Annotated in this window: 19 protein-coding genes; 8 read left to right on the forward strand and 11 right to left on the reverse strand. The window is 62.7% G+C overall.

Annotated features, from left to right (window positions below; genetic code table 11):
* Positions 1–151 precede the first annotated feature (151 nt).
* The 3 genes from C3L37_RS15375 to C3L37_RS15385 are packed head-to-tail and all read right to left on the reverse strand — an operon-like array spanning position 152 to position 3,365.
* Positions 152–1,645: a tripartite tricarboxylate transporter permease gene (locus tag C3L37_RS15375; protein WP_129115478.1), complete on the reverse strand. Its 1,494-nt coding sequence runs from the start codon at positions 1,643–1,645 to the stop codon at positions 152–154.
* The gene (locus tag C3L37_RS15380; protein ID WP_228546266.1) at positions 1,646–2,242 is read right to left on the reverse strand and encodes a hypothetical protein; all 597 of its coding nucleotides are present in this window, start codon (positions 2,240–2,242) and stop codon (positions 1,646–1,648) included.
* 43 nt (positions 2,243–2,285) lie between these two features.
* Complete coding sequence (locus C3L37_RS15385; protein WP_129115479.1) at positions 2,286–3,365, reverse strand: Bug family tripartite tricarboxylate transporter substrate binding protein; 1,080 nt, start codon at positions 3,363–3,365, stop codon at positions 2,286–2,288.
* Between the two features lie 742 nt (positions 3,366–4,107).
* On the opposite strand from C3L37_RS15385, the gene C3L37_RS15390 reads away from it, so the two are divergent.
* The 3 genes from C3L37_RS15390 (at position 4,108) to C3L37_RS15400 (ending at position 6,673) form a co-directional block, all read left to right on the forward strand.
* Positions 4,108–5,115: a YeiH family protein gene (locus tag C3L37_RS15390; protein ID WP_129115597.1), complete on the forward strand. Its 1,008-nt coding sequence runs from the start codon at positions 4,108–4,110 to the stop codon at positions 5,113–5,115.
* Positions 5,116–5,247: 132 nt separating this feature from the next.
* A complete protein-coding gene (locus tag C3L37_RS15395; protein WP_129115480.1) occupies positions 5,248–5,643 on the forward strand; it encodes a VOC family protein in 396 nt (131 codons plus the stop codon).
* Positions 5,627–6,673, forward strand: a complete 1,047-nt coding sequence (locus C3L37_RS15400) for an NAD(P)-dependent oxidoreductase (protein ID WP_228546280.1) — start codon at positions 5,627–5,629, stop codon at positions 6,671–6,673. Before C3L37_RS15395 ends, C3L37_RS15400 begins: the two co-directional genes overlap by 17 nt.
* 63 nt (positions 6,674–6,736) lie before the next feature.
* Here C3L37_RS15400 and C3L37_RS15405 read toward each other — a convergent pair whose 3' ends face one another.
* Together C3L37_RS15405 and C3L37_RS15410 are read right to left on the reverse strand one after the other, a co-directional pair.
* Positions 6,737–7,435 carry a haloacid dehalogenase type II gene (locus C3L37_RS15405; protein ID WP_129115482.1) on the reverse strand — a complete coding sequence of 233 codons (699 nt, stop codon included), beginning with the start codon at positions 7,433–7,435 and terminating at the stop codon, positions 6,737–6,739.
* A 68-nt stretch (positions 7,436–7,503) separates the two neighbouring features.
* Entirely contained in the window at positions 7,504–8,316 is an 813-nt protein-coding gene (locus tag C3L37_RS15410; RefSeq protein ID WP_129115483.1) for an enoyl-CoA hydratase/isomerase family protein, read from the reverse strand.
* Between the two features lie 130 nt (positions 8,317–8,446).
* Between C3L37_RS15410 and C3L37_RS15415 the strand changes: the two genes are divergently transcribed.
* Positions 8,447–8,887 carry a universal stress protein gene (locus C3L37_RS15415; protein WP_129115484.1) on the forward strand — a complete coding sequence of 147 codons (441 nt, stop codon included), beginning with the start codon at positions 8,447–8,449 and terminating at the stop codon, positions 8,885–8,887.
* A gap of 59 nt (positions 8,888–8,946) precedes the next feature.
* On the opposite strand, the gene C3L37_RS15420 is transcribed toward C3L37_RS15415, so the two are convergent.
* A complete protein-coding gene (locus tag C3L37_RS15420; protein WP_129115485.1) occupies positions 8,947–10,002 on the reverse strand; it encodes an isocitrate/isopropylmalate dehydrogenase family protein in 1,056 nt (351 codons plus the stop codon).
* 219 nt (positions 10,003–10,221) lie between these two features.
* Here C3L37_RS15420 and C3L37_RS15425 point away from each other — a divergent pair, with 219 nt between their 5' ends.
* The 3 genes from C3L37_RS15425 to C3L37_RS15435 all read left to right on the forward strand — a co-directional run bounded on the left by C3L37_RS15425 (position 10,222) and on the right by C3L37_RS15435 (position 13,493).
* The gene (locus tag C3L37_RS15425; protein WP_129115486.1) at positions 10,222–11,004 is read left to right on the forward strand and encodes an enoyl-CoA hydratase/isomerase family protein; all 783 of its coding nucleotides are present in this window, start codon (positions 10,222–10,224) and stop codon (positions 11,002–11,004) included.
* Positions 11,001–12,221, forward strand: coding sequence for a CaiB/BaiF CoA transferase family protein (locus C3L37_RS15430; RefSeq protein ID WP_129115487.1), 1,221 nt, complete (start codon positions 11,001–11,003; stop codon positions 12,219–12,221). Before C3L37_RS15425 ends, C3L37_RS15430 begins: the two co-directional genes overlap by 4 nt.
* Positions 12,222–12,461: 240 nt before the next feature.
* Positions 12,462–13,493: a TatD family hydrolase gene (locus C3L37_RS15435; protein WP_129115488.1), complete on the forward strand. Its 1,032-nt coding sequence runs from the start codon at positions 12,462–12,464 to the stop codon at positions 13,491–13,493.
* Positions 13,494–13,533: 40 nt separating this feature from the next.
* Here the strand turns inward: C3L37_RS15435 and C3L37_RS15440 are convergent, their stop codons facing one another.
* The 4 genes from C3L37_RS15440 to C3L37_RS15455 form a co-directional block, all read right to left on the reverse strand.
* A complete protein-coding gene (locus C3L37_RS15440) occupies positions 13,534–16,500 on the reverse strand; it encodes an FAD-binding and (Fe-S)-binding domain-containing protein (protein ID WP_129115489.1) in 2,967 nt (988 codons plus the stop codon).
* Positions 16,501–16,775: 275 nt separating this feature from the next.
* Positions 16,776–18,038 (reverse strand): CaiB/BaiF CoA transferase family protein, encoded by a 1,263-nt coding sequence (locus C3L37_RS15445; RefSeq protein ID WP_129115490.1) that lies wholly within the window; start codon positions 18,036–18,038, stop codon positions 16,776–16,778.
* A gap of 174 nt (positions 18,039–18,212) precedes the next feature.
* Entirely contained in the window at positions 18,213–19,457 is a 1,245-nt protein-coding gene (locus C3L37_RS15450; protein WP_129115491.1) for an RNA-guided endonuclease InsQ/TnpB family protein, read from the reverse strand.
* 225 nt (positions 19,458–19,682) lie between these two features.
* Positions 19,683–21,293 (reverse strand): thiamine pyrophosphate-requiring protein, encoded by a 1,611-nt coding sequence (locus tag C3L37_RS15455; RefSeq protein WP_129115492.1) that lies wholly within the window; start codon positions 21,291–21,293, stop codon positions 19,683–19,685.
* Between the two features lie 155 nt (positions 21,294–21,448).
* Between C3L37_RS15455 and ddh the strand changes: the two genes are divergently transcribed.
* Positions 21,449–22,387 (forward strand): D-2-hydroxyacid dehydrogenase, encoded by a 939-nt coding sequence (ddh, locus tag C3L37_RS15460; RefSeq protein WP_129115493.1) that lies wholly within the window; start codon positions 21,449–21,451, stop codon positions 22,385–22,387.
* Between the two features lie 123 nt (positions 22,388–22,510).
* Here ddh and C3L37_RS15465 read toward each other — a convergent pair whose 3' ends face one another.
* On the reverse strand, positions 22,511–24,760 hold the full coding sequence (locus C3L37_RS15465) for an NADP-dependent malic enzyme (protein WP_129115494.1): 2,250 nt from the start codon (positions 24,758–24,760) through the stop codon (positions 22,511–22,513).
* Between the last annotated feature and the right edge of the window lie 122 nt (positions 24,761–24,882).

Here is a 24,882-nt window from a genome sequence, read left to right on the forward strand (position 1 = left end):
ATACTGGTACGCGAGCGATCTCGCGACAGCGGTACCCTCGTCGTTCCGTCGGGTGACGAACGAGGGTCCCATCCGGCGGCGTCGGTCACGCTCCGGATGACTCCGACGCGGAGAACATTGATGCGAGGAAACGAAGAATGAGGGCAAACCGCTACGCAAGCCGGTCGATCGTCCTGCTCAGGTGGGGCTTCAAGAACGGCCCGAACAACACCGTGAAGATTGCGATCACGATCATGAGCGACAGCGGTTCTTTGACGAAGACAGCGTAGCTACCGTTGGAGAGGCTTAGTGACCGAAGAAGATTCTCCTCGGCGATGGGTGCAAGCACGATGCCTAACACGAAGGCGATTACCGAGTAATTGTAGCGGACCATGTAGAATCCGAAGATACCGAGGATGAGCACTGCGAACACGTCGAACCAACTGCTTGCCAGCGTGTAGGCGCCGGCAAATGACAGCACGACAACCATCGGGATGATAACGTTCGTGTTGATCTCCGTCAATTTACTTGCATAAGGGATGACTGTATATCCAACTGATAGGATGACGATATTGCCGAGGAACAGGGAAACGAACACTGCATAGGTGAAGTTGAGCTGTTCACCGAACAGCGTCGGGCCTGGCTGGAGACCGTGCATGAGGATACCGCCGAGGAGCACCGCGGTCGAGCCACTCCCCGGAATGCCAAACGAGAGCGTCGGCACCAGCGAACCGCTGACAGTCGGGTTGTTCGCACCTTCGGGTGCGATGATGCCGCGGGGGTCGCCCTTGCCGAACATTCCGTCCTTCACCGAGCGCGCCTCTTCGGCGTAGGCGACGAACGTCGAGGTCGTCGCGCCGGAACCGGGAACCATACCGATCAACAGGCCGATCACCCCGGATTTGATCGTTGTCTTCGGGTACTTGAACACCGTCTTGATCCCGTCGACGATGCTGCCGCCCAGTTCGACCGCCTCGTCGGCGATCGTCTTCTGGGCGGCGAGCTTCATCATCTCCGCGAACGCGAACATCCCGATGAGCGCGGCGACGAAATTTATTCCCTGGAACAGTTCGAGGATGCCGAAGGTGTACCGCGGGCTCGGGCTGAAGGTCGCGACGCCGATGGTCGAAACCATTGCGCCGAACGCCCCTGAGACGAGTCCTTTTACGATGGAGCCATCGGTGACGATCGTGATGAGCGAAATCCCCAGCACCGCGAGCAAGAAGTACTCAGGAGATCCAAACAGGAACACGATACTGATGAGCACTGGCGAAAGAATGACCAGGGCGACCGCCCCGACAAAGCCGTTCAGCGCCGACGCGGTCGTCGCGATCGACAGCGCGTTCTTCGCCAACCCGTTTTTCGCCATTGGATAGCCGTCGAGTGTCGTCGCTGCGGCCGACTCAGTACCGGGCGCGTTCAGAAGAATCGCTGCGAGACTCCCGCCGTACATCGCACCGCTATAGATGGAGACCAACAGGATAATCGCCGCCGCCGGTTCCAATGGGAGCGTTAGTGGGAGTACGATCGCCATCGCCACTGGAGATCCTATTCCGGGAAGTGCTCCAAGCACAATGCCGAGCAAGATACCGACCACCATCCAACCGATAATCGGCCAACTGATCGCCACGGAGAGACCCTGAAACAACGCGTCTACTGCGGACATTTACATCAGCCCTCTAGTAAGGAATATTTCACCGCTGTCGAACGGGAGTAGGAGGAACACGATGAACCCGTAGATGATGAGCGTCGCGGCTATAGCCAACCCAAGCCCGATGTACCACCGCACCCGGAACCACTGTGTGTACGCGAATACGAACAAGGGCGTCACGTACAGAAGCCCCACAGCCCAACCGATGATCAAATAGATCACCGAACTTACCATCATGAAGACGGTATCGTTGACGGTGATGCCATACTCCTCGCCGAGCGTCCGCGGTCCGGCGTCCTTGACATCGGTCTCGGTGGCCGACTCCTCATCTTCGGCGGTTTGGCCCATGAAGTCGTCCACCGTTCCGCTCGTGTCGGTGATGTTGACGCTCTCGGCCACGAATGTCTTCAATATATTAGGGAGATAGTTGCGGCCGAGCAGGAGAAGCGAGCCCACGATGACCACGGCGGCGGTCCCCTGTGGGAACACCGATGCGCTATCCGGGTAGTCCTCTGTTATTGGTGTGACGTAAAAAACTACCCCGAGGCCGACCAGCACGACGAGCATGATTTGTTCAGCGTCGATGTTCCGTATTTTTTGTTGAATTGACATTTTTATATTTGTATATCTAAATAATTAAAATGTTCCCTAATTTTTAATTGGCGTGCTGTTCAACTAATTGGATGACGTTGAGTTCTTCGTACTTCTTGAATGCGTCAGTTATGATTTTTTCCGCCTGGTCGGGACCTTCGTGTCCGACCGGGTTCCCGGTTTCCTTGGACCATTGCTGAGTGCTATCAGCCTCCACAGCTTCCTTGAGGCGCTGGGAGAGAACATCGCGAATGTCGCGTGGTGTCTCCGGCGGCGCGTACATTCCGCGCTGGAGTCCGCCGACGAAGTCCATCTCCGGGAAGTCAAGGTCAGTCACCGATGGGACATCTTTGTACACCGGTGAGCCGTCACTGACGAAGACGGTGGCCGGGAAGATGGAGCCGTTGTCAACGACCGACTGTGTTCCAGCGTCGGTGCCAATCCCGCACGGTACTTCGTTCTTCGCCACCGCCTCTGAGACCGGCCCCGTACCAGTGTAATGAACGCGGTTTTTCCAGTTCCAGTTGTAGTCCAGTTTGTACTTCGCGAGCAAAACAATGATGTCCTGTGAACTTCCCGGTTCCTGGATGCCGATGCTTTTCCACTCGCCCGAGTTGTACTTTTCAATGACGTCGGTAAGATCTTCGACTTCTCCTTCGTACTGTTTGTTGACGACGAGCGTCCACGCAGAGCTGCCGAACACGCCAATGCCGGTCGCGTCCCGCTGGTCGAAGCCTGGGTCCTCGAGCATCTGCGGGGCGACTTCGAGCGGCGTCGCGCTTCCGAGGATCGTGTGACCGTCTGGTTCAGCGCTCATCAACTGGCCGAACCCGTTGAGACCACCCGCGCCCGGGATGTTTTCGATCTGCACATTCTGTCCGAGTGAGTCAGTGAACGCTTCAACGATGCCGCGCGCGTAGGTATCAGTGCCGCCTCCTTGGTCGTACGGGACAATGTACCGAACCGGCTCCGACGGTTCCCAATTGCCGTTTCCACCGCCACCGCCGCCACCGCCACCCTGGGTGCATCCCGCGAGGGCGGCTACTGAGCCGACACCCGCTAACTTCAGGAACCGTCGTCTGTTCGTGTCCGTGCCTGTAACGTCTGCTGACGCCGTTGCGTCGTTTTGTGGATTCTCTGTCATACTATTATCCAACCATTTTGGTACTCAAACTCGTGTCTGTGTAGGAGTCGACAAGGAGCGATTTCCCGTGGTTCGTGCTCCGTAGTCCGCCGACCGGAGCTCACCGCGTCTCGCGTTCGAGATGCCTCGATCAGCTCGGCACACCGTGCCATAATCCTTGGGATGGACTATCATGTTACACAGGGGCAACTCAGATGATTATATGCGATAAATATAAACATTTCGGATAGGGCACGATCAATCGCGGGAGAACGTCGTGTACCCCCGCGGAATCCTCGCTCGGAAAGGTAGGGTTTTAGCCCTGCAGTTACCATACCCACTCGTTGAGTTGCCCGAAAGTATGACGATCGCCGATTGGTTTGAGGTGATTGCCACCGCACCGTCTCGACAACGTTCGACGGCAGATCCACGCCGTTCGCGGACGCGCTAAAAAAGCGGTTCGCCTCGTTCGGACGGACCACCGGCGCCCGGAAACGGAAAGCGATCCGATCGAGGGCGGGATCGGAAACTGCTCCGCGACGCGATGGGATGCCAATGATTAACCTGAACGCAACAACCAAGACGTGTCACAATCATGCCAGACCATGATTTCGAGAGGTGGGGCGATGCAGACGCGTGAGTTACTTCGTCGGTTACGCCGGTGGTGGTCTACCCTCGAAAGAGGTTGGCGGGCGGTCGTCATTGGGCTGTTCCTGTCCGCACTCGTCGGCGTCGGCATCCCGATACCGTGGTGAGCGGATCCATGGTAGCACTCCGAACCCTCGTCCCCGGAATCGCACTGCTTATCACGATAGGGCTCGCCGGGCGAGCGGTCGCATTCGTGTTCCCATCGATGAATTACCTGATTGTCGTGATTCTCATCGGGTTGCTCGTCGGAAACAGTTACGGGGTGCCAGAGTGGGCGAGGGCCGGCGTCAGAACGCATCAGTTGTGGCTCGAAGTCGGCATCGTCGTGATGGGTGCGGGCATCGTGCTGGACAACGTGATCGCGGCGGGGCCGGCCCTCGTCGTACTTGTGATCGGGACGGTCGCGGTGATACTCCTCATGACCGAGATCGTCGCGCGAAAGGTAGTGGCGATACCCGCCAAAACCGGGTCACTGCTCGCCGCCGGAGCGAGCATCTGTGGGGTTTCTGCCGTCGTCTCCGTCGCCGGTAGTATCCAGGCTCGCGAGAGGGATATCGCCTACGCAGCGGCGACCGTCCTCCTTTTTGACGCCGTGACGCTCTTCATCTATCCGATCGTTGGCCACGCGCTCGGCCTCTCCGACACCGTTTTCGGCATCTGGGCTGGACTGACCATGTTTAGCACGGGTCCTGTCGCCGCCGCCGGATTTTCGTTCTCGGAGACGGCCGGTGAGTGGGCCCTCCTCGTGAAACTCATTCGGAACGCGCTGATCGGACTCGTCGCCGTCGGCTACGCGATGTACTACGCTCGGCGGGCGAGATCCGTGGCGTCGCGCGGGACGGTCTCAAACGGACTCCGTGGTCTCTGGGACACGTTTCCGAAATTCGTACTCGGATTTTTCCTGGTTATGCTGATCGCTAATACGGGAATCCTCCGCCAGGAACATCTGACGTCCCTCGAACACGCTTCGAACTGGTTGTTCATGTTGGCGTTCGCGGGCCTGGGACTCGAAATTCGAGTCGCGGAGCTTCGGTCTACGGGTTTCGAGCCGATCCTCGTCGTGCTCTTGAGCCTCCTGCTCGTGAGCACCGGCGGGCTGCTCATCCTCACCGCGATATTCTGAGGACCATCGTTCGACACGGGTATCTCCCCCGCGAGCAAACGACGCCACGAACGACGGGGGAGAGCGCTCGCGGAGCCGCTTTCTCTCGACGGAACCGAGGGATCTTATGCTTCGGCGGCGTCGTGAATGCGCATGGAAGTCACCCGCATCGATCACCTCGTGCTCACGGTCGAGGATATCGAGACGACGTGCGTGTTCTACTCGAACGTACTGGGGGCCAAAACCGTCACCTTCGACAGAGGCCGGAAGGCGGTTCAAATCGGGGGACAGAAGGTCAACCTCCATCCGGCCGGAGACGAGTTCGAACCAAAAGCCGCACGCCCTACCCCGGGCGCCGGCGATTTCTGCGTGATCACGGAGTTGTCCGTCGATGAGGTCAGAGATCGCCTCGACGGGGCCGGCATCGAGATCGTCGAGGGACCCGTCGAGAAGACCGGCGCGAGAGGACCGCTGATTTCGGTCTACGTCCGCGACCCCGACGGAAATCTCGTCGAGATCGCCACCAAGGCGAATCGATCGGACGGGTGAACCGAAACCGCCCCGGTCGCCGCGGCGCGCTGGCGCGGGGGCTGTCACCGCACGGCCGGTTCGGCGCGACCGGCGGGACCGTAGATATTTACGTCCCTCGCTCCCAGTGTGCGCCACCATGCCAGATAAGACAGTCGGCTTCGTCGGCCTCGGTATCATGGGACTACCGATGGCGAAGAACCTCGTCGACGCGGGATTCCCCGTGGTGAGCCACAACCGATCGAGCGCGCCGACGGAAGAACTCGTTGAGTACGGCGGTGAGGACGGCGGTTCGCCCGCGGGCGTCGCCGAGCGGAGCGACGTTGTCCTGTTGTGTTTACCCGACTCGCCGGACGTGGAAAACGTCGTTCTCGGGGAGGGTGGCGAACCGAATCCAGTTATCGAGGGCTTGAGCGAGGGGATGACTCTCGTAGACCACTCGACCATCTCACCAACGGTGACGAAGACGATCGCAGAACAGGTCGCCGACGCGGGCACGACGATGCTCGACGCCCCGATATCGGGCGGCGAGGAGGGCGCCGTCGAGGGGACACTTTCGATCATGGTTGGCGGCGACGAGGCCGCGCTGGACGACCACCGGGACGTCCTTGAGGTGATGGGCGAAACGATCACCCACTGTGGGCCGAGCGGTGCCGGGCAGACGGCGAAAGCGTGCAACCAGATCGTCGTCGCCGCGCAGATGGTCGGAGTGAGCGAGGCGCTGGTGTTCGCGCACAACGCGGGTGCTGAGCTCGAATCGGTGGTAGAGGCGATACGCGGCGGCGCGGCGGGCTGTTGGACACTCGACAACCGCGCACCGAACATGATCCACGGTGACTTCGATCCGGGATTTTTCGCCGAGTACCAGTACAAAGACCTTCGAATCGCCGCCGATGCGGGCGAAGCCTTCGGATCGCCTATGCCCCAGACGGCGCTCGCCCACGAGCTCTACAAAACCATGGTCCAAAACGGGATGGGGCGCGATGACAACTCCGGCGTGATGCAGGTGTTGGAGATGATGGCCGGGGAGGACGCGCGCGTCGACGAGTAAACGGTCCCTCGTTCGGGGCGCGCACTTGCGGTCGGGCGTTCGTTCACGCGTTCGGTTGGCTGCTCACGCCAACCGATCCGCGAGATCGTGAAAGTCCTCGACGACGAGATCGGGCGACGGTCCCAGAGACTCGTGAGGGAGGCGTTGTTCCGGGCGTGAGAGCCATGCCGTGCGCATCCCGGCGTGTTTCGCCCCCCATACGTCGCGCATTGTCCCCCCGGAGACGTGCAGGATCTCGTCGATCGGCGTCGCCGTCCGTTCGGCCGCGTGGCGATAGATGACCGGATTCGGTTTGTATGTCTCCACCTCGTCCGCGCTGACGGCGTCGGTGACAACGCCTTCGAGGTCTGCCGCCGCGAGCAGGTGTTCGAGCATCCGCGGTGTGCCGTTCGAAACGACGTACACGTCATAGCCCGCATCGGCGAGTCGGTCGATACCGTCGGTCACGTCCTCGAAGACGGCGAGGCGTTCCTCGTAAACTGTTCGTTGGATTTCGTCGCGGACGGCCGCGGACACGTCGTGGCCGTGCGCTTCGAGCGCGTACCGTAGTCCTTGCCCGATCAGGTCCCAGAACGGTCGGTATCCGTCGATGTCGTTTGCGATCACGGAGTAGAGGATGTACTGGGAGCGCCAGAGCTGCGAGACGTTCTCGGCGTCTTCGATGCCGTCGACGTATTCGTTCAGAACGTCTTCTTGCGAATTGACGTCCACGAGCGTGGAATACGAATCGACGGTGATCGTCGTAATTGCCTCGGGATCCATGAGCCCTCTCTAGCGCACCGCATCATAACTGTGGGTATTGGGTACGGATTCGGCCCGGACAGCACGCGCTACGGCTTGTCGACGCTGTTCATCCACTCGATGGCCGCGCCAACCCCCTCCTCATCGCGAATCTCGAAGAACTTCTTTCCCGGCTCCGTGTGATGCGACAGCGTCGCGATGTACCCGCTGTTTTTGACGGCCGGCCGGTAGCCCTGCATGTCCATGACGCCGTTGAGCATGTGCTTCGTGAGCTGAACGGTCGCGCTCGGCACTTTTTTTATCGCGTCGACCTCGTCCCAGACTGAATCCATGAGTTCGTCGTGTCCGACCGTTCGGTTCACCATCCCGATGCGCTCAGCGTCGTCCGCGTTGATGAGCTTGCCGGTGTACATCAGCTCCCTGGCGTGATTGACGTGCATACGGAAGGGGTAGACAAGCGAGAGCGTGAGGCCGCCCATGCGGACCCCCGGGTACCCGAACCTCGCGCGTTCGCTCGCAACGGCGTAATCGCACGTCAGCGCGAGGTCGCTTCCGCCGGCAAGGGCGTAGCCGTTCACGGCTGCGATCACCGGCAGGTCGAGTTCGTAGATCGTCGTGAACAGTTCGAGCGCCCTGTTCTGCCGATCCAATCCCGCTTCCACTGTCGGCGGGCCGGTTTCGGCCCGCCCTCCTGATTCGCGTAAATCGTAGCCCGAGGAGAAGGCGTCGCCGGATCCGGTGACGACGACCGCTCGCACATCGTCGCCGTCTGCGCGTTCAACCGCGGCGGTCAGTTCGTCGATGAGCGCTTCGCTCAGCGCGTTCATCCGCTCCTCGTTCGTGAGCCGGATGACCGCCGCGTCGTTCTCTACCTCGTACGTGACGTACGACCCCTGAGTCATCGCCCTGTCTACTCTCCCCCTGCATCTAAAGGTTCGTTCCCGACCACCGCATCGACGCGGATCGGCGGTACGCGAGACGTTCGGGGGCGCTACCCCGAGACTTTATGTGATCCGGGGCCAGTGTCCCACCATGCCAATCGTCGCAGCGGTAGATAGGAGCGACCAGGCCACCGCGATCATCGAACAGGCGGGACAGCTCGGTGCGGCATTCGAGGAACCGGTCCACGTCGTTCACGTGCTCACAAGAAAGGAGTTCGTCTCCCTGGAGCGAACAAACGTCACCAAATCAGGCTCCGCGGTGCCGATCGAGGAGATCGAAGCGATCGCCGAGGAGATCGCGGCCGAAGCGATAGAGGACGCGGGCGCGGACGCGGATGCGATCGGTCTTGTCGGCAAACCGGCCGAGGAGATCGTCACCTACGCCGAGACGGTCGACGCCGACTACGTCGTCGTAGGTGGCAGAAAGCGTTCACCGGTCGGCAAGGCGCTCTTCGGGAGCGTCGCCCAATCCGTGATTCTCTCGGCGGAGTCGCCGATCGTCATGGTGAAACCCCCCGAGAAACCGGCGTAAGGATCCGAACCGACGGTTCTTCTCGCGGACTCCGTGTTTCTCCCCGAACTTACTGCCGTTCAGAGGCGCGTTTCGAGGGCCTCGACGACCGCCGTGGTCGTTCCCGAACCGCCAAGATCGGGCGTCTTCGGGGCTTCGTCAGAGGCGAGTACCTCCCGAACCGCCGTCCACAGCGCCTCCGAGACCGCTTGCTCGCCGAGATTCTCGAACAGCATTGCCCCCGAGAGCACCGTCGCCAGCGGGTTCGCGATCCCCTTGCCGGTGATATCCGGGGCACTTCCGTGGACGGGTTCGAACATCGACGGGTAATCGCCATCGACGTTGACGTTCCCCGAGGGCGCAAGCCCCATACTGCCCGTGACGATCGCGCCGACGTCGGTAAGGATGTCTCCAAAGAGGTTCGAGGCGACGACCACGTCGAACTCCTCGGGTCTTCGGATGAAGTCCATGCTGGCCGCGTCGACCAGCAGGCTCTCGACCTCCACATTCGGGTAGTCGGACGCCACGTCGTCCACAACGTCGTCCCAGAAGACCATGCTGTACGCCTGCGCGTTCGACTTGGTGATGCTGGTCAGGTGCCCCGCACGCTCCTGTGCGGCTTCGAATGCCGCTCGGACAATCGTTTCGGTCCCCGCACGCGTGAACATCGCGCTCTGGACCGCGACCTCGTGGTCGAAGCCGACGTGCTCGCGTCCGCCGATGTCGGAGTACTCCCCCTCGGTGTTCTCGCGGAACACGACGAAGTCGATAGCTCCGCTTTCGTACCCTCGTAGGGGACTTTCGACGCCCTCGAAGAGGATCGCGGGGCGCTCGCACACTTGCTGGTTGAACCCCTTCCGAATCGGGAGCAACAGACCGTGGAGCGTGACGTGGTCCGGAACCTCGGGATGGCCGACAGCCCCGAGGAGGATCGCGTCGCTTCCTTCGAGCCGATCCAGACCGTCCGCGGGCATCATCGAACCCTTGGTCAGGTACCGCTCGCTCCCCCAGTCGTACCGAACGAACTCGATCTCCACACCGTGGGCCGCTGCCGCCCGCTCGAAGAGCGGTTGCGTCGCGTCGACGACCTCCGGACCGATACCGTCCCCTGGAATGGTCGCTATCTCGTAAGTCACACTCGTCAGAGCAGAGGAGAGGCGCTAAAACTTTGGGGTGTAGTCAGAAAACGCCGGGTTTTGGGCGATGCGCGGCGCGAGAAGTTCGAAATGTGTCGTTTGGCGCCGTGATAGCCACGCGGCGCGGGTGCGCAGGATCCAATCGCTCGGCGCGAGGGAGGTCGATCGTGGGGTTGACGCCGACACAATCTTTTTGTCGCCCCCCGGGTGTGGAGACACATGGCACGCTACTCCGCCTACGAGAGTATCACCGTCAGCGTCGAGGACGGCGTCGCGACGATCGAATTCCACCGCCCCGAGGTGTACAACGCGCTGAATGACGACGTCATGCTCGACCTCTGTCGCGCGTTCGACGAGATCCAACTCGACCGCGACATCGACGCCGTCGTCATCACCGGCGAGGGTGAGGAGGCTTTCTCCGCCGGCGCGGACATTACGGAGTACGCGGGACCCGCGGCGGATCACGATCCGCTTCAGAAGGACCGACAGGAGCTGTTCTACGAGATGTATCAGAAGCCCCAGAACTGCCACGCGCCGGTGATCGCGAAGATCAACGGCTACTGCGTCGGCGGTGGGCTCATCCTCGCGATGTACTGCGACATTCGGGTCGCCGTCGAGGACGCGAAGTTCGGCGTCCCTACAGCGAACATCGGCCAGATCCCCACGGGCGGATCGAACCGCCGGGCGATCGAGCTCGTCGGGGAGGCGAAAGCAAAGGAGATCGTGTTCACCGCGGGATTCATCGAAGCCGACGAAGCCGAGCGGATCGGCCTCATCAACCACGCCGTTCCTCGGGAGGACCTCGATGGCACCGTCCTGGGGGTCCTCGACGGAATCCAGGACACGGGCCGTCTTGCGGTGAAGAATTCCAAGCGAGCGATCAACTTCGCCGCGGAAGCCCCGGACGCCGAGACCGCGCGCGAGTTCGAAGCTGAACTCTGGTGGGAGCAGTTCGCGACCGAGGAGCGCCGTCGACTGGTCAGCGAGTTCAACGAGCGATGAGCAGGGGACCGCTAGCCGACCTGCGGGTCGTTGAGATGACCGGTCACCGAGCCGGGCCGTTCTGCGGCGCGCTGCTCGCCGACATGGACGCGGACGTCGTGAAGATCGAGCGTCCGGGCGTCGGGGACCCTGCGCGCACGCAGGGGGCCGGTCCGGACGACAAGTCCGGCTACTTCATGGCGAACAACCGGAACAAGCGATCGGTCACCCTCGACCTCAAGACGGACGCGGGCACCGAGGCGGCGCTCTCGCTGCTCGCGGACGCGGACGTGTTCGTCGAGAACTTCGGCTACGGCGTCACCGACAAGCTGGGTATCGGCTACGAGAACGTTCGCGAGCGAAATCCCGAGATTGTCTACGCTAGCATCAAGGGCTACGGTGAGACCGGGCCACTCCGCGAGAAGCCGGGGCTCGACCTCATCCTCCAGGCGGAGGGCGGGATCATGAGCGTGACGGGGCCGGAAGGCGGCGACCCGGTGAAGGTGGGCCAGGCAATCGGCGACCTCACGACGGGGATGTTCGCAGCGATCGCAATCCTCGCACGGCTCTACGAACGCGGCCGCGTCGACTCGACCGACCCGGCTGATTCGACCGATTCGCGCGGCTTCACGGGTAAGTTCGACGTGGGCCTGTTCGACTCGATCGTCGTACTCATGAACGAGTATCTGACGAACTATTCGATGACCGGCGAGGTGCCGGGTCCGCAGGGAACCACCCACCAGACGCTCGTCCCCTATCAGGTGTTCGAGACCGCCGACGGCTACGTCGTCACGGGCGTCCCGAGCGACGATCGCTGGGACGACTTCGTCGACGTACTCGACCGGGAGGAGCTCCGCGAGTACCCGACCAACGACGACCGGCAGGCGAACCAGGAGGCGGTGACTGGGATCATCCAGGAGGAGTTCGAGGGACGGTCGACCGATTACTGGCTCGACTTGCTCACGGAGCACGGCTTCCCCAACGGACCGATCAACGACGTCGCGGACGTCGCCGGGCACGAACAGAGCTTCGCCCGAGATCTCGTGGTCGAACACGACGATCCGGACTGGGGCTCGTGTCTCCTCCCCGGCCACCCCGTGCACTTCCCGGACTACGACGCGACAGTCCGATCTCCCGCGCCGCGGTTGGGCGAACACACGGACGAGGTGTTCGCCGACGTCGCGGGGGATCAGACGACGCTCGACGAGTGGGGCGAGGGGGGCGCGTTCGGCGGCTGATCGTCGCCTTCACGGGAGGTGACCGAGAGCAGCATTTCTCGTTAGTTGATAATGCTGTTTAGATAAGATGTGGAGAGGTACCAGTGATCCTGAGACTACTACGAAAATCCCACCCCACGGCGGCTGATTGGTCGATAATCGCTTATCTGAACGCTGTCCGGTTGCACCGACGCACCTCCCGCCTACGACTGGTGTTCGACCGCTCACCGTTATCACCTCGCTCTGCGTTCCAACAATCGTATGGGAGATAGTGACTATCCAACGAAGCGTCCGACGGCGGCGATCACCGATGAGGCGGTCGCGTACGAGCGACCGTACCCGGCCGAGGCAAAGGAGATTCCGTGGATCGACATCCACCAGCATACTGGAACCCTGAGCTGGGACCACCACGAGAAGATGGATGCCAGCGGTGCCCGGGCGGTCGTCATGATCGCGGCGTCGTATTTCCAGGTGCCGTACCGGCCGATCAGGGCGGACGACTGGCGGTTCCTCTGGGACGAGGCGCTGCGGCGGGCGGGCGAGATCTCGCGCAACCACTTCTTCGACGTCCACCTCGCAACCGGGATCCACTTCGGGGCGCGGATCGAGGGGACGGACGAGCTCCTCGACGTTCTGCCCGACTACTGCGACCTGGACGAGGTCGTCGCCGTTGGCGAGACCGGAATCGACCCGGTCCAGTCGGTATCCACCTGGTCACTCGACGACCAGCGGGCCGTGCTGGCCGAACAGATGCGGATCGCCGACGAGCACGGCTTGCCCGTCATCCTCCACACGCCCGCCGACCGCGACGGTTCGCCGGGTCCAGGATCGGTCCCAGCGCAGTTCGGCCGCACGTTCGACCATAAGTTCGATTACGGGGGTTCCCCCGAGGCCGACCCCGCCCCGGGGTTCGACCTCGCGAACGCGAAGCTGGAGGCGGCGAAGATGGACGTGGCGGTCGCCGACGAGGTCGGACTCCCGCCTGAGCGAGTCGTGATCGACCACGGCCACCCCGACATCGCCCCGTACGTCCTCGGGGAGACCGGCTGCTATCTGAGCTTCTCTCTGGTCCGCAAGACGGAGGCAGTCGCCCCCGAGGACGTCGCCGCGGTGATCGACGAGTACGGCTCCGAGCGAGTGCTTGTCGACTCTGACCTGCTCGCCGGGCTCTACGCCGACGATGCAGCGCTGACGATGCGGCGGATGACACTGGACCTTCTTCGGCTGGGCGTCGATCCCGCCGACGTCAAGAACGTGGTCTACGAAAACCCGAAGGCGGTTCTGGGCCTTTGATCGGAATCAGGCGACCGAGTCCCCAACCGAGTGATTCCCGTCACGCAAGCGCGGCTTCGAGTTTCTCGATCGGATGCGGCGGCTTCTCGCCGTACTCGTCGCCGATCTGCGTCCGGCAGGACGCCCCCGGCGCGACCACGCCCTCGCCCTCGCTCGCGTCAATCCGGTCGAACAGCATGCGTCCGATCGCCTGACTCATCGAGTAGTGTTCGGCCTCGTAGCCGAACGAGCCGGCCATCCCGCAGCAGGTAGTGTCGAGGGGATCGATCTGGTACCCGGCTCGCCGGAGGACGCCGACGGCGTGGTGGTCCTTCTTGGTCGCCTTCTGGTGGCAGTGGCCGTGGTACGCGAAGTGCTCGTCGACCTCGTCGAACGAGAGGTTCTCATCGAGGCGGAATCGGTCGACGTATTCGAGGATGCCGTAGACGTTCTCGGACACCGTCTCGACCGCCTCGCCCCGGAGGAGATCGCGGTAGTCCGATTGAAACATCACCGCGTCGGAAGGTTCGACAACGACAACGTCCCAGCCGTCGCGTACAAGCGGCGCGAGATACGCGACGTTCCGCTTCGCCTGTTCGCGGGCCTTCTCCAGCATCCCCTTCGAGTGAGCGGGGCGGCCGCTGGCGGTCGTCCCCCCCGAGACCGCGACGCGGACGTTCGCCGCTTCGAGCACGCGGACGGCGGCCTTCCCCGCCTCGGGGTTGTTGTAGTTGGTGTACGTGTCGGGGAACAGGACGACCTTCCGCTCGGCCGTCGCCTCGGAGACGCGCGCCCCACGCCCGTCGAACCAGTCGACGAGCGTCTCGCGGTGGAACTCGGGGAGCGAACGCTCGCGAGCGATGCCGAGCGCCTTCTCGACGAGCACCCGCGAACCGGGAAGTGCGCTCGCCCAGTTCGACAGCGGCGCGGTCGCGCTCCCCAGCGCGGAGAGGCGGTCGACGTTCGCGAACACCTTCGTGCGGAGGCTCGCGCCGTGGCGCTTCTGGAACTCGTGTTCGACCTCGACTTTCATCTTCGCCAGGTCGACCTCGCTCGGACAGTCTCTCGCGCAGCCCTTGCAGCCGACGCAGAGATCGAGCACCTCGTGCATGAACGCCGCGTCGAGGTGCTCCTCGTCGGGAAGGTCGCCGCTCATCGCCTGCCGAAGCATGTTCGCCCGGCCACGCGTCGAGGTGATCTCCTCGCGCGAGGCGCGGTACGTCGGGCACATCACCCCACCGGTGCCCTCCTGGCTCGTGCGACAGCCGCCGCACCCGTGACACAGTTCGACCATGCCCTGAAAGCCGTTCTCGTTCTCCCAGTTCAGCGAGGGTTCGAAGCCGGCGTCGAACTCGTACTCGGGGCCGAACCGGAGGTTCTCGCTCATGTCGAAGTCGCCGCAGACCGAGCCGGGATTGAGCAGCCAGTCGGGATCGAACGCCGTCTTCAGGTCGCGGAAGACGTGCCAGAGGTGATCGCCGTAGAGCTTGCGGTTCCACTGGGTGCGCGCGCGGCCGTCGCCGTGCTCGCCCGAGACGCTGCCGCCGTACTTCACGGCGAGATCGGTCGCGGCGTCGGAGATCGACACCATCGTCTCGACGCCCGCGGCGGTCTTTGTGTTGACGAGCGGGCGGACGTGCATACAGCCCGGGCCGGCGTGGGCGTAAAAGCTGCCGAACGTGTCGTGCTCCTCGAAGACGCGGAGGAAGTCCGCCGTGTACTCGGGGAGGTGCTCGGGGGGGATCGCGACGTCCTCGATGAACGCGATGTGTTTCTCGTCGCCCGTCCGCGAGAGCAGGATGGGCGTCGACGCCTTACGCATCTTCCAGAAGTTCTTCTGCTGGTCGGGATCGTACGCCTCCAGACCGTCGAACGCGACGTCGCCGACGCGGTCGTCGAGGAGCGCCTCGACCTTCTCGCGTCGCTCCGCGTCGCTGTCGGCGTAAAACTCGATCAGGAGGAACGTGTCCGTCTCGTCGGGCAGGACGCCGACGACGTCTTTGAACTCGTCGAGTTCCCGCGCAAGGTCGAGCAGCACGCCGTCGAGAACCTCGACGGCGGCGGGATCGTGTTCGAGGATGGCCCCGACGTCCTCCATCGCCTCCAACAGGCTGTGGTAGGTGAGCAGGCCGATCGACTTCGCTGCCGGAATCGGCTCCAGCGAGACTTCGGCCTCCGTGACGATCGCGAGGGTGCCTTCGCTCCCGACGAGGAGGCGCGCGAGGTTCACTGTTCCGTCGCGCGCCTCGTCGATCAGCACGTCGAGGTTGTACCCGGAGACGTTTCGCTTCAGGCTCGGATACCGCTCGTCGACGACCTCGGTCTCCTCGTCGATGATCCGCACGACCTCGTCGTAGATCCGCCCCTCGAGATCGCCGTTGGGGGTCGCACGCTCGCGGAGTTCGTCGAGGTCGATCTCGCCGAAGGTAACGATGCTCCCGTCGGCGAGAACCGCCTCGACCTCCTCGACGTACGCGTCGGTCTTTCCGTACAACAGCGAGTGCGCGCCGGTCGTGTTGTTGCCGATCGCCCCGCCGAGCGCGCTCCGATCCGCGGTCGAGGGGTCCGGCGCGAACTTCAGTCCGTGGGGGGCGAGCCGCCGATCGAGTTCGCCGAGCGTGATCCCCGACTGCGCCCGCGCCCTGCGGGCGTCCGGATCGACGTCCACCACCCCGTCCATGTAGCGGGTGAAGTCGAGAACAACGGCCTCGTTGACCGCCTGTCCCGCGAGGCTCGTTCCGCCGCCGCGCGGCAGCACGGGGATCTTTCGCTCCGCGCAGTACGCCGCGACTGCTGCGACATCGTCGGTCCCCGCGGGGTAGACGACGCCGACGGGCGTCACCTCGTAGGCGCTCGCGTCGGTCGCGTACAATTGCCTTGAATACTCGTCGAAGCGAACCTCGCCGTCGACGCGCGCGGCTAGATCCGCCACGAGATCGGGGCGCTCGACCGCTCCATTTCGGTAGTCGTACTTCGCCCGGCCGTCTGTTGCCGGATTGCCGTTCGCCGATTGATTGCGTGAATCCATACTCATCAACTGAATGCTGTGGGGCCCATGGCCTTCCCTCCGAAATTGGATCGGAGCGGCGGTGTGTCGGTCACGAGTCCTCACCGCCTCCCTCGACCGTCCGTCGGCCCAGCCGACGGGCCGTGCAGAACGACGGGCGGTTCCGACCGGTCGTAGCCGATAACGGGCTCAGATCGTACGATGTGCGTTTCCCTTCGTTACCCATAATTGTTTCGTCGGTCGTCGGCGGATCGGTTGACGCAGCCGCGACAGCGCGGTCGGTGGACGAGACACGTTCATTCACGGTCGGGAATCGCGCCTTCCTCACGAAGTGCCGCCAGATCGTCGTCGTCGTAGCCGACGTCCCGGAGGATGGACTCAGTGTCCTCGCCGAGCAGCGGCGGTGCCTCCTCGAATCCGTTTGCCGCGTTCGAAAAGTTCAGTGGGTGCTCGATGACCGGAATTTCGCCTACGGCGGGATGATCGAGCGTTCGGACGACGTCGCGTGCGTCGACCTGTTCGTTGTCGAGGGCTTCGCCCACCTCGAAGACGGGTCCAACCGGCAGGCCCTTTTCTGTGGCGAGCAGGTTGACCCACTCGTCGGTCGACCGTTCGCGGAGCGTCGCCGAGAGTTCTGCTTCGAGTTCGTCCATATGCTCGACGCGGTCGGGGTTCGAGGCGAACCGCTCGTCCTCGAGGAGGTCCGACCGACCGATCCCTTCGCAGAACTCCACCCACAACTTCTGATTCCCGCAGCCGACGTTCAAGTACCCGTCTGCGGTGGGATAGCTCTGATATGGCGCGAGCACCGGATCCTTCGTCCCCATTCGCTCCGGCGGTTCGCCGGCGAACGACTTCGCCGCCTGCTTAGTTAGCCACGGCAGCGCCGCGTCGAGCATGCCGAGTTCGACGCGGTCGCCCTCGCCCGTCCGCTCACGGCGGTATAGCGCGCTGACGATGCCGAACGCCGCCCACATCGCCGTGATCAAGTCTGTCTGTGGCAGGCCGACCTTCACAGGATCGCCGTCTTCCGGGCCTGTCACGCTCATGATCCCACTTGTCCCCTGTACCAGTAAATCGTACCCCGGCCGCTCGCGCCACGGACCGGAGTCGCCGAATGCCGAGATCGAACAGTAGACCACGGCGTCGTTGACCGCGCACACGTCGTCGTAACCGACGCCCAACCGCTCTGCGGTTCCGGGTCTGAAGTTTTCAACGACCACATCTGCCTCTTCGATTAGATCGTACAGCGCGGCGAGCCCAGATTCGGACTTGAGATCGAGTTCAACGCTTTTTTTGTCGTAGTTGACGGTCCAGAAGTACGGCGACTCGCCGTGTTGGGACGCCGACCGTCCCGGCCCGTCGTACCCGTCCGTCGAGACGAACGGCGGCCCCGAGTGGCGGCTATCGTCGCCTGCGACGGGCCGTTCTACTTTGATCACCTCCGCGCCGAGATTGGCGATCATTAAAGTGGCGAATCCTCCAGTGACGAACGTCGAAAGATCGACGACAGTGATTCCGTCCAGTATACTTGTGGACGCTGCGCTGTCTCTACCCATGCTACATGATTACAATGTTTTGCTCTTAAACGTTCCCGTCGGGGTGATTCTCGGGCGATCGATCGTCGCAACCGATGCGGACGAAACTGCGGGGTAAACTACCCTACCCTACTTCGCTCACCCCATACGGGGTTCGCTCGTTGAGGGGAGGGCTTTGATGTGGACTCCCGGCAATCAGTCACCGGCAATTGGCTGGTGACTCTTGCCGGTCACCGTCCCACCATGTATACGCACGTCTACTGGTGCGTCTCCGCTCCCCGACGTGGGCGAGGAACGGAGTCTGTGTGTCCGCTTTCGGGCGTAGCGTAGCCCGATATTCTTCGCTGCGTTGTAGTCCGCGTTGACCTCGTAGCCGCACTTCTGGCAATGGAACTGTTCGCCGTCACGGTTCGCTTCGTGCGTGAACCCACAGTCCGTTCGAGAACAGCGTTGGGACGTGTGGTTCGGCGCAACCTGCTTCGCCGTGACGCCGCGCTCCGGTGCCTTATACTCGACGTACTCGAACAACCGGCGGAACGCCCACACGTGGTGCCACTTCGCGTGTGGAAGCCGCTCGCGGATGTCCGTTAAGTCCTCGAACACGATTACGTCGCACCCGTTCTCAACGGCTTTCGTGACGATCTCGTTGGCAACAGTGTGGATGTACTGCTTTCGCCACGCTTCTTCGCGATTGCCGAGACGAAGGAGCGCGTTGTGCGCGGCTTGCGTCCCGCGCTGTTGCATCTCGCCACGTCGCTTCTCAAACTCGCGGCACCAGTGGTCGTATTCGTCGCCTTGCCAGAACGTGCCGGTCGAAGCGACCGCGAGGCTGTTGACGCCGAGGTCGATACCGAGGACTGTTTGGTGCTCGGTATCTTCCGAAACCTCGGATTCGTCGCTATCGTACTTCCGCGTCGTGATATGGAAGTAGAACTCGTCGGTCGCCTTATCGTATTGCAGTGTGCTCGCCCGGAACTCGTAATCCTCCGAGAGAACGTACCGCTCGTATGGCGTCGGACTATCCGCTGGAAGCTTGAAGTCACACTCGACGCGCCCGTTGACGGTCGAAAGGGACACACGGTCGCGGTAGAAGGTCGCGCTCCGCTTATCGTAGATCATGCTCCATGACGTGAACTCCGGTTGACTCACGCGCTTGCCCTGTTTCCACCGTTCGACGCACCCTTTCGTTGCTTGCACGGCGCGTCGGATGGCCTCTTGAACGAGGTTCGCGGTGAGGTCGGTTTCCTCTCGGAGTTCCGTGTAGAGCGCGTCCCGTGCCGTCGTATTCGCGGTAACGCAGTTCGTGTAGTCGGTGTCGTCCCAACAGAACTCGGCGGCGCGGTTCGCACAGTGAAGGAACTGTCGAGCGGATTCGTGGAGGTCGTCGCGGCGCTCATCAGGAACGATGAGCTTGACCGGCGCGGTTCGACGCACCTCCATATTTCAGATTACTGCCCGACGGTACTTATACGTTTGAGAGTCGGGTAGCTACCGTCGTGCGGTTGCGTCGTCCTTCGTCGGTTTCCTCTCCGAGCTACTCGCTCGCTCCGCTCGCTCCGTGAGGTCGGAGGCACCACCTCGAAGTATGCTGATTCGCCAGTCGAATCCAGTTATTTCAACGGAAAAGGTCCAATGTGACGGAGCCAATCCGCCACGACGTGCAACTTACTCTAAGTCGGGACGCGAGAGCTCGGTCTCTTTGGCCGTGATGAACTCCAACAGCGACGGCGTCCCCTCTTCGGTCCGCTGGATCGCGCGTTCGAGGGCCGGCGCGATCTCGTCGGGTTCTTCGACCCGTTCACCGTACCCGCCGAGTGCCGCGCCCACGTCGGCGAAGTCGCCGCCGAAGGGCGTGTCGTACGACGCCATCTCGTAGTTGTTCAAGTGGATCGTGAGGATCGGGAGATCCTCCCTGACGGCGGTTTCGAAGTCCAGCCCGGTCATTCCGATGGCACCGTCGCCCATGATGTTGATGCACAGCTTATCCGGGTGGAGCAACTTCGCGCCCAGGGCGAGGCCGAGCCCGTAGCCGAGTTGCGTCGTCTTCCCCCAGCCGATGTACGAGAGCGGCTCCGTCGCCTCCCAAAAGGGCGCGAGGAAGTCGCGCGGATTGCCGGCGTCGGCCGTGATGATGGCGTCCTCGGCGTCGACGACCTCGGTCAACTCGCGGATGACGCGGTAGGGGTTGATCGGCGTCTCCTCGGAGGTGAGCTTCGGGTTCCACTCGTCGAGCCACTCTTCCTTCACCGACTCGATCTCCGCGGCGACCTCGTCGAAGCGACCGCGTTCGCCGTCGATGCGATCGTCGACGGCGTCGACCAGCGCTTCGAGCGTGAGCCGAGCGTCGCCGACGAGCGCGTACTCCGACTCGACGTCCTTGTCGATATCCGTCGCATCGAGCGTCGAGTGGACGATCGTCTTCCCATCAGGCACCGTGATGCCGTAGGCGGTCTGGGTGAAGCTACACCCGATACCGAAGATGACGTCGGCCTCGCGCAGGAAGTGGGCGAGTTGTCCGGGTTCGCTCTTGCTCCCCGCACCGAGTGAGAGCGGGTGGGTCTCCGGGAAGGCGCTTTTCCCGTTGAGGCTGGTCGCGACCGGCGCTTCCAGCGATTCCGCCAGTTCCAACAGGGCGTCCCAGCCTTTCGCGTAGTGGACGCCCTGACCGGCGTAGATCACCGGACGTTCGGCATCTAGGAGGACGCCCGCGACCTCCCGGACGGCCTCTGGGTCGGGACCGGATCGACTTGAGGAGGTGGGCGCGTAGTCGAGTCCGCTCGGTACGTCCTCCCAAAAGACGTCCTTGGGGACCTCGACCACCGCCGGGCGAGGCCGGCCATTGCGCGCCGCGCTAAACGCGCGACGCATCGTCTCCCCGACGGCGTCCGGGTCGGTGAGCTGCTCGCACGATTTGCTCACGTGCTGGTAGTTGAGCAGGGAGTTGAACTTCGGATCGACGTCCGTCTTCGCCCGATCGTACCCCGCGGGAATCGCGACCATCGGGGCTGATTCCCCGTACGCCTGTGCCACCCCACCGATGGAGTTCTCTGTTCCGGGGCCGTGCTGGCAGGCAAAGCCAACGATCTGGTCGCCGGACGTCAACCGTCCGATCGCATCGGCCATGTGGGCCGCTGTGCGTTCCTGTCTGGTGATGATCGTTCGAATGCCCACGTCTTCGGCAGCACCCGTATCGAAGAGCGGGTTACTCGGGAACCCGACGAGATATTCTACGCCCTCTTCTTTCAGAATGTTCGCGATTGCAGTATTGACGTCCATGTGAGTAGTCTATCCGATCCGATTGTCTAAATGCGTTCCTCAGAGTCAATATAAATTATTCTACTACCACCTATGTTGCCTCCTTTTGCGGGGAACTCACCAGGCGGTTACCCGTTCCGAAAGATTGAATTTCGCTCGATCCACACTCGGCGTGCATGGCCGGACGTCCCACCCTCGAACAGCTGTACGTGCACGAGTCGGTCGAGAACGTGATTCCGAAGCGGGCCTTCGTCGACGCGTTCTCGGACCTTTCGATCTCCGCGGAACTCGTCGGCGACGGCCACAGCTACGGAACCACCGACGCTGTAGTCACCTACATTCCACGTCCAGAGTTCTTGGACGCTGCGTGGGTCCACTGCGCGCGCGCCGGGTACGACGAATTCGACGCCGAGGCGTACGCCGCCGCAGAGGTTCCGCTGACGAATAGCTCTGGCATCCACGGCGCGACGGTCGGCGAGGTGGCGGTAGGCTGTATGCTCTCGTTCGCTCGGCTACTTCATGTCTACCGGGACCACCAGCGCGACCGCGAGTGGTTTACGCCCGAGTACGACCGCCCCTTCACCGTGGAGGGAGAGACGCTCTGTGTTGTCGGCCTTGGGACGATCGGACAGGGAATCGCACAGCGGGCCAATGCCCTCGGCATGGACGTCGTCGGCGTCCGCCGCTCGGACGACCCCATCCTCGGCGTCTCGAACATTTTCGATCCGAGCGACCTGCACGAGGCCATTACAGACGCACGGTTTGTCGCCATCGCGCTTCCGCACACGCCGGAGACCGACGGCCTTTTCGCGGACGCGGAGTTCGCCGCGATGCGCGACGACGCCTACCTAATCAACGTCGCTCGGGGGCCGATCGTCGACGAAGGAGCGCTCGCCGCGGCACTCCGTGAGGGCGAACTCGCTGGTGCAGGCCTCGACGTGTACGAGACGGAGCCTCTGCCGAGGGAGTCTCCGCTGTGGGACTTCGAGGAGGTCATCGTCATGCCCCACAAGGGCTCGGCGACGAACCGCTACCACCTCGACATCGCCGAGCTGGTGAAAGAGAACGTCTCCCGGTACCGATCCGGCGAGGATCTCAGAAATCGGGTCGCCTGAAGACAGGTGGAGGTCTCCGTTCGAGTGCCCCATTGGGTATTCCCCTTACAGTCTTAGCGCTCCGAACTGGCGGAGTCACGTACGCTCGCGGGGTCGAAAACGACCTCGTGGAGTCTCGTCCGTCTACTGCGCGTCGACGACAGCCACGCTCGCGAGGTTGACGATGTCCTTGACCTGGTCGCCGCGCTGGAGGACGTGCACCGGCTTGTCCATGCCGACGAGCATCGGGCCGATCGCTTCTGCGCCGCCGAGGCGCTGGAGGAGTTTATACACGATGTTACCCGATTCGAGGTTTGGAAAGATGAGTACATTCGCCGCCTCGTCGAGATCTGAAAACCCGTATGTTCCGTTCAGGATGTCCTCGACGACCGCGGTGTCAGCCTGCATCTCGCCGTCGACAGGGAAATCGACCGAGTCGTCGGCACGGAGTAGCTTGGCCGCCCGTCGGGGGACGCGAGTCGCCTTGTTGTCGACGCTGCCAAAGTTCGAATACGAAAGCAGGGCCGCGCGCGGTTCGACGTTGAACCGCCGCGCGAGTTTTCCGGTCTGCTGAGCGACCTCCGCGAGGACTTCCGCGGTTGGGTTCTGGTTGACCGTCGCATCGGCGATAAAGACAACGCGGGTGTCAAGTGTGAGCATGTAGACCCCTGCGACGACCGTCGCGTCCGGGGCCGTGCCGATGACTTGAAGAGGCGGTCGTAACGCCGACGGATAATGATGCGTGAGCCCTGTGAGGAGTGCGTCCGCGTCGCCCCGTTCGACCATGATGCTGCCGTAGTAGTTAGAGTCGCTGCTAACGAGTTCGCCCGCCTCTGTGCGGGTGATTCCCTTTCGACCACGGAGCTCGTATAGGCGGTCGGCGTACGCCTCGTGGTTGTCCTCGCGGTGGTCGACAATCTTCGGCGTGAACGCCAGTCCAAGGCTCTCAGCGGTAGCTTCGATCTTTTCTCGGTTCCCCAAGAGAATCGGCTCTGCGGTCCCCTCCTCCTGCAGCTGGTACGCTGCTCGGATCATCTTCTCGTCGGTCCCTTCCGCGAGGGCGACCCGCTTCGGATCCGTCTTCGCCTTGTTCAACACGACACGCATCATCTCGCGTGATTTTCCGAGGCGAGCCTCGAGTCGTTCGCGGTACTCATTGAGGTCGATCTCGACGCGAGCGGCACCGCTATCCATCGCTGCCTTCGCGATAGCGGGGGAGACCTCGAATAGCACGCGCGGGTCGACCGGCTTCGGGAGGATGTACTCTGGGCCGAACTGAATAGGACCGTCCCCGTAAGCTTCGATTACCGCATCCGGCACGTCCTGCTTCGCGAGGTCAGCGAGCGCTTCGGCGCTGGCGACTTTCATCGCTTCGTTGATCTCGGTCGCGCGAACGTCAAGCGCGCCGCGAAAGATGAATGGGAACCCGAGCACGTTGTTCACCTGATTCGGGTAATCCGAACGGCCAGTGGCCATGATAACCGTATCGTCACGGGCCTCCTTCGCTTTCTCGTAGGTGATCTCGGGGTCCGGGTTCGCCATCGCGAAGATGATCGGATTATCGGCCATCGATCGTATCATCCGCTCGCTGACGATACCCGCCGCGGAGAGGCCGATGAACACGTCCGCGCCCACCATCGCGTCCGCAAGGTCGCCCTCGGGGAGATCGCGAGCGAACTCACGTTTGTACTCGTTGAGATCGCCGGCCCTCGCCCGGGCGTCCGTGATGATCCCGGAGGAGTCACACATGGTGATTTGATCCGCCGGCACGCCGAGCGAGACATAGAACCGCGCCGTCGCGATCGCGGCCGCACCGGCTCCGGAGAACACGACATCGAGGTCTGCGAGATCCTTCTCGATGAGTTCGGCGGCGTTGAGCAGGCCGGCCCCCGATATGATGGCGGTCCCGTGTTGATCGTCGTGGAACACCGGGATCGACAGTCGGTCGCGAAGGCGCTCTTCGATCTCGAAACACTCCGGTGCCCTGATGTCCTCGAGGTTGATCCCGCCGAACGTCGGCTCCATCAGGCCGATCGCACGAACGAGTTCATCTGGGTCGTCCGTATCGAGTTCGAGATCGAAGACGTCGATGTCGGCGAAGCGCTTGAACAGCACACCCTTGCCCTCCATGACCGGCTTCGACGCTTGCGCGCCGATGTCGCCGAGGCCGAGAACCGCGCTTCCGTTCGAGACGACGCCGACGAGGTTCCCTTTCGCGGTGTACGAATACGCCGCCTCGGGATCGTCGGCGATTTCTTCGCACGGACGGGCGACCCCCGGTGAGTACGCGAGGGAGAGATCTCGCTGGGTATTCGTCGGCTTAGTCGTCCGGATTTCAATCTTGCCGGACGGACGCGCTCGGTGATAGTCGAGGGAGTCTTCCTCTAGTGACATGCTACCTCCGTCGGAAAGGGGGGAGTAAAAGCTATCGTCATAAGCGATTGCTGCGCTCGTGGTGATGGTCGAAGGGACCGATCGATCGGCGTGCCGGCGATATGCACCGTTGTCACCGCTCG

Origin of the sequence: Halegenticoccus tardaugens (genome assembly GCF_004116405.1) — an archaeon.
Lineage (GTDB): Archaea > Halobacteriota > Halobacteria > Halobacteriales > Haloferacaceae > Halegenticoccus > Halegenticoccus tardaugens.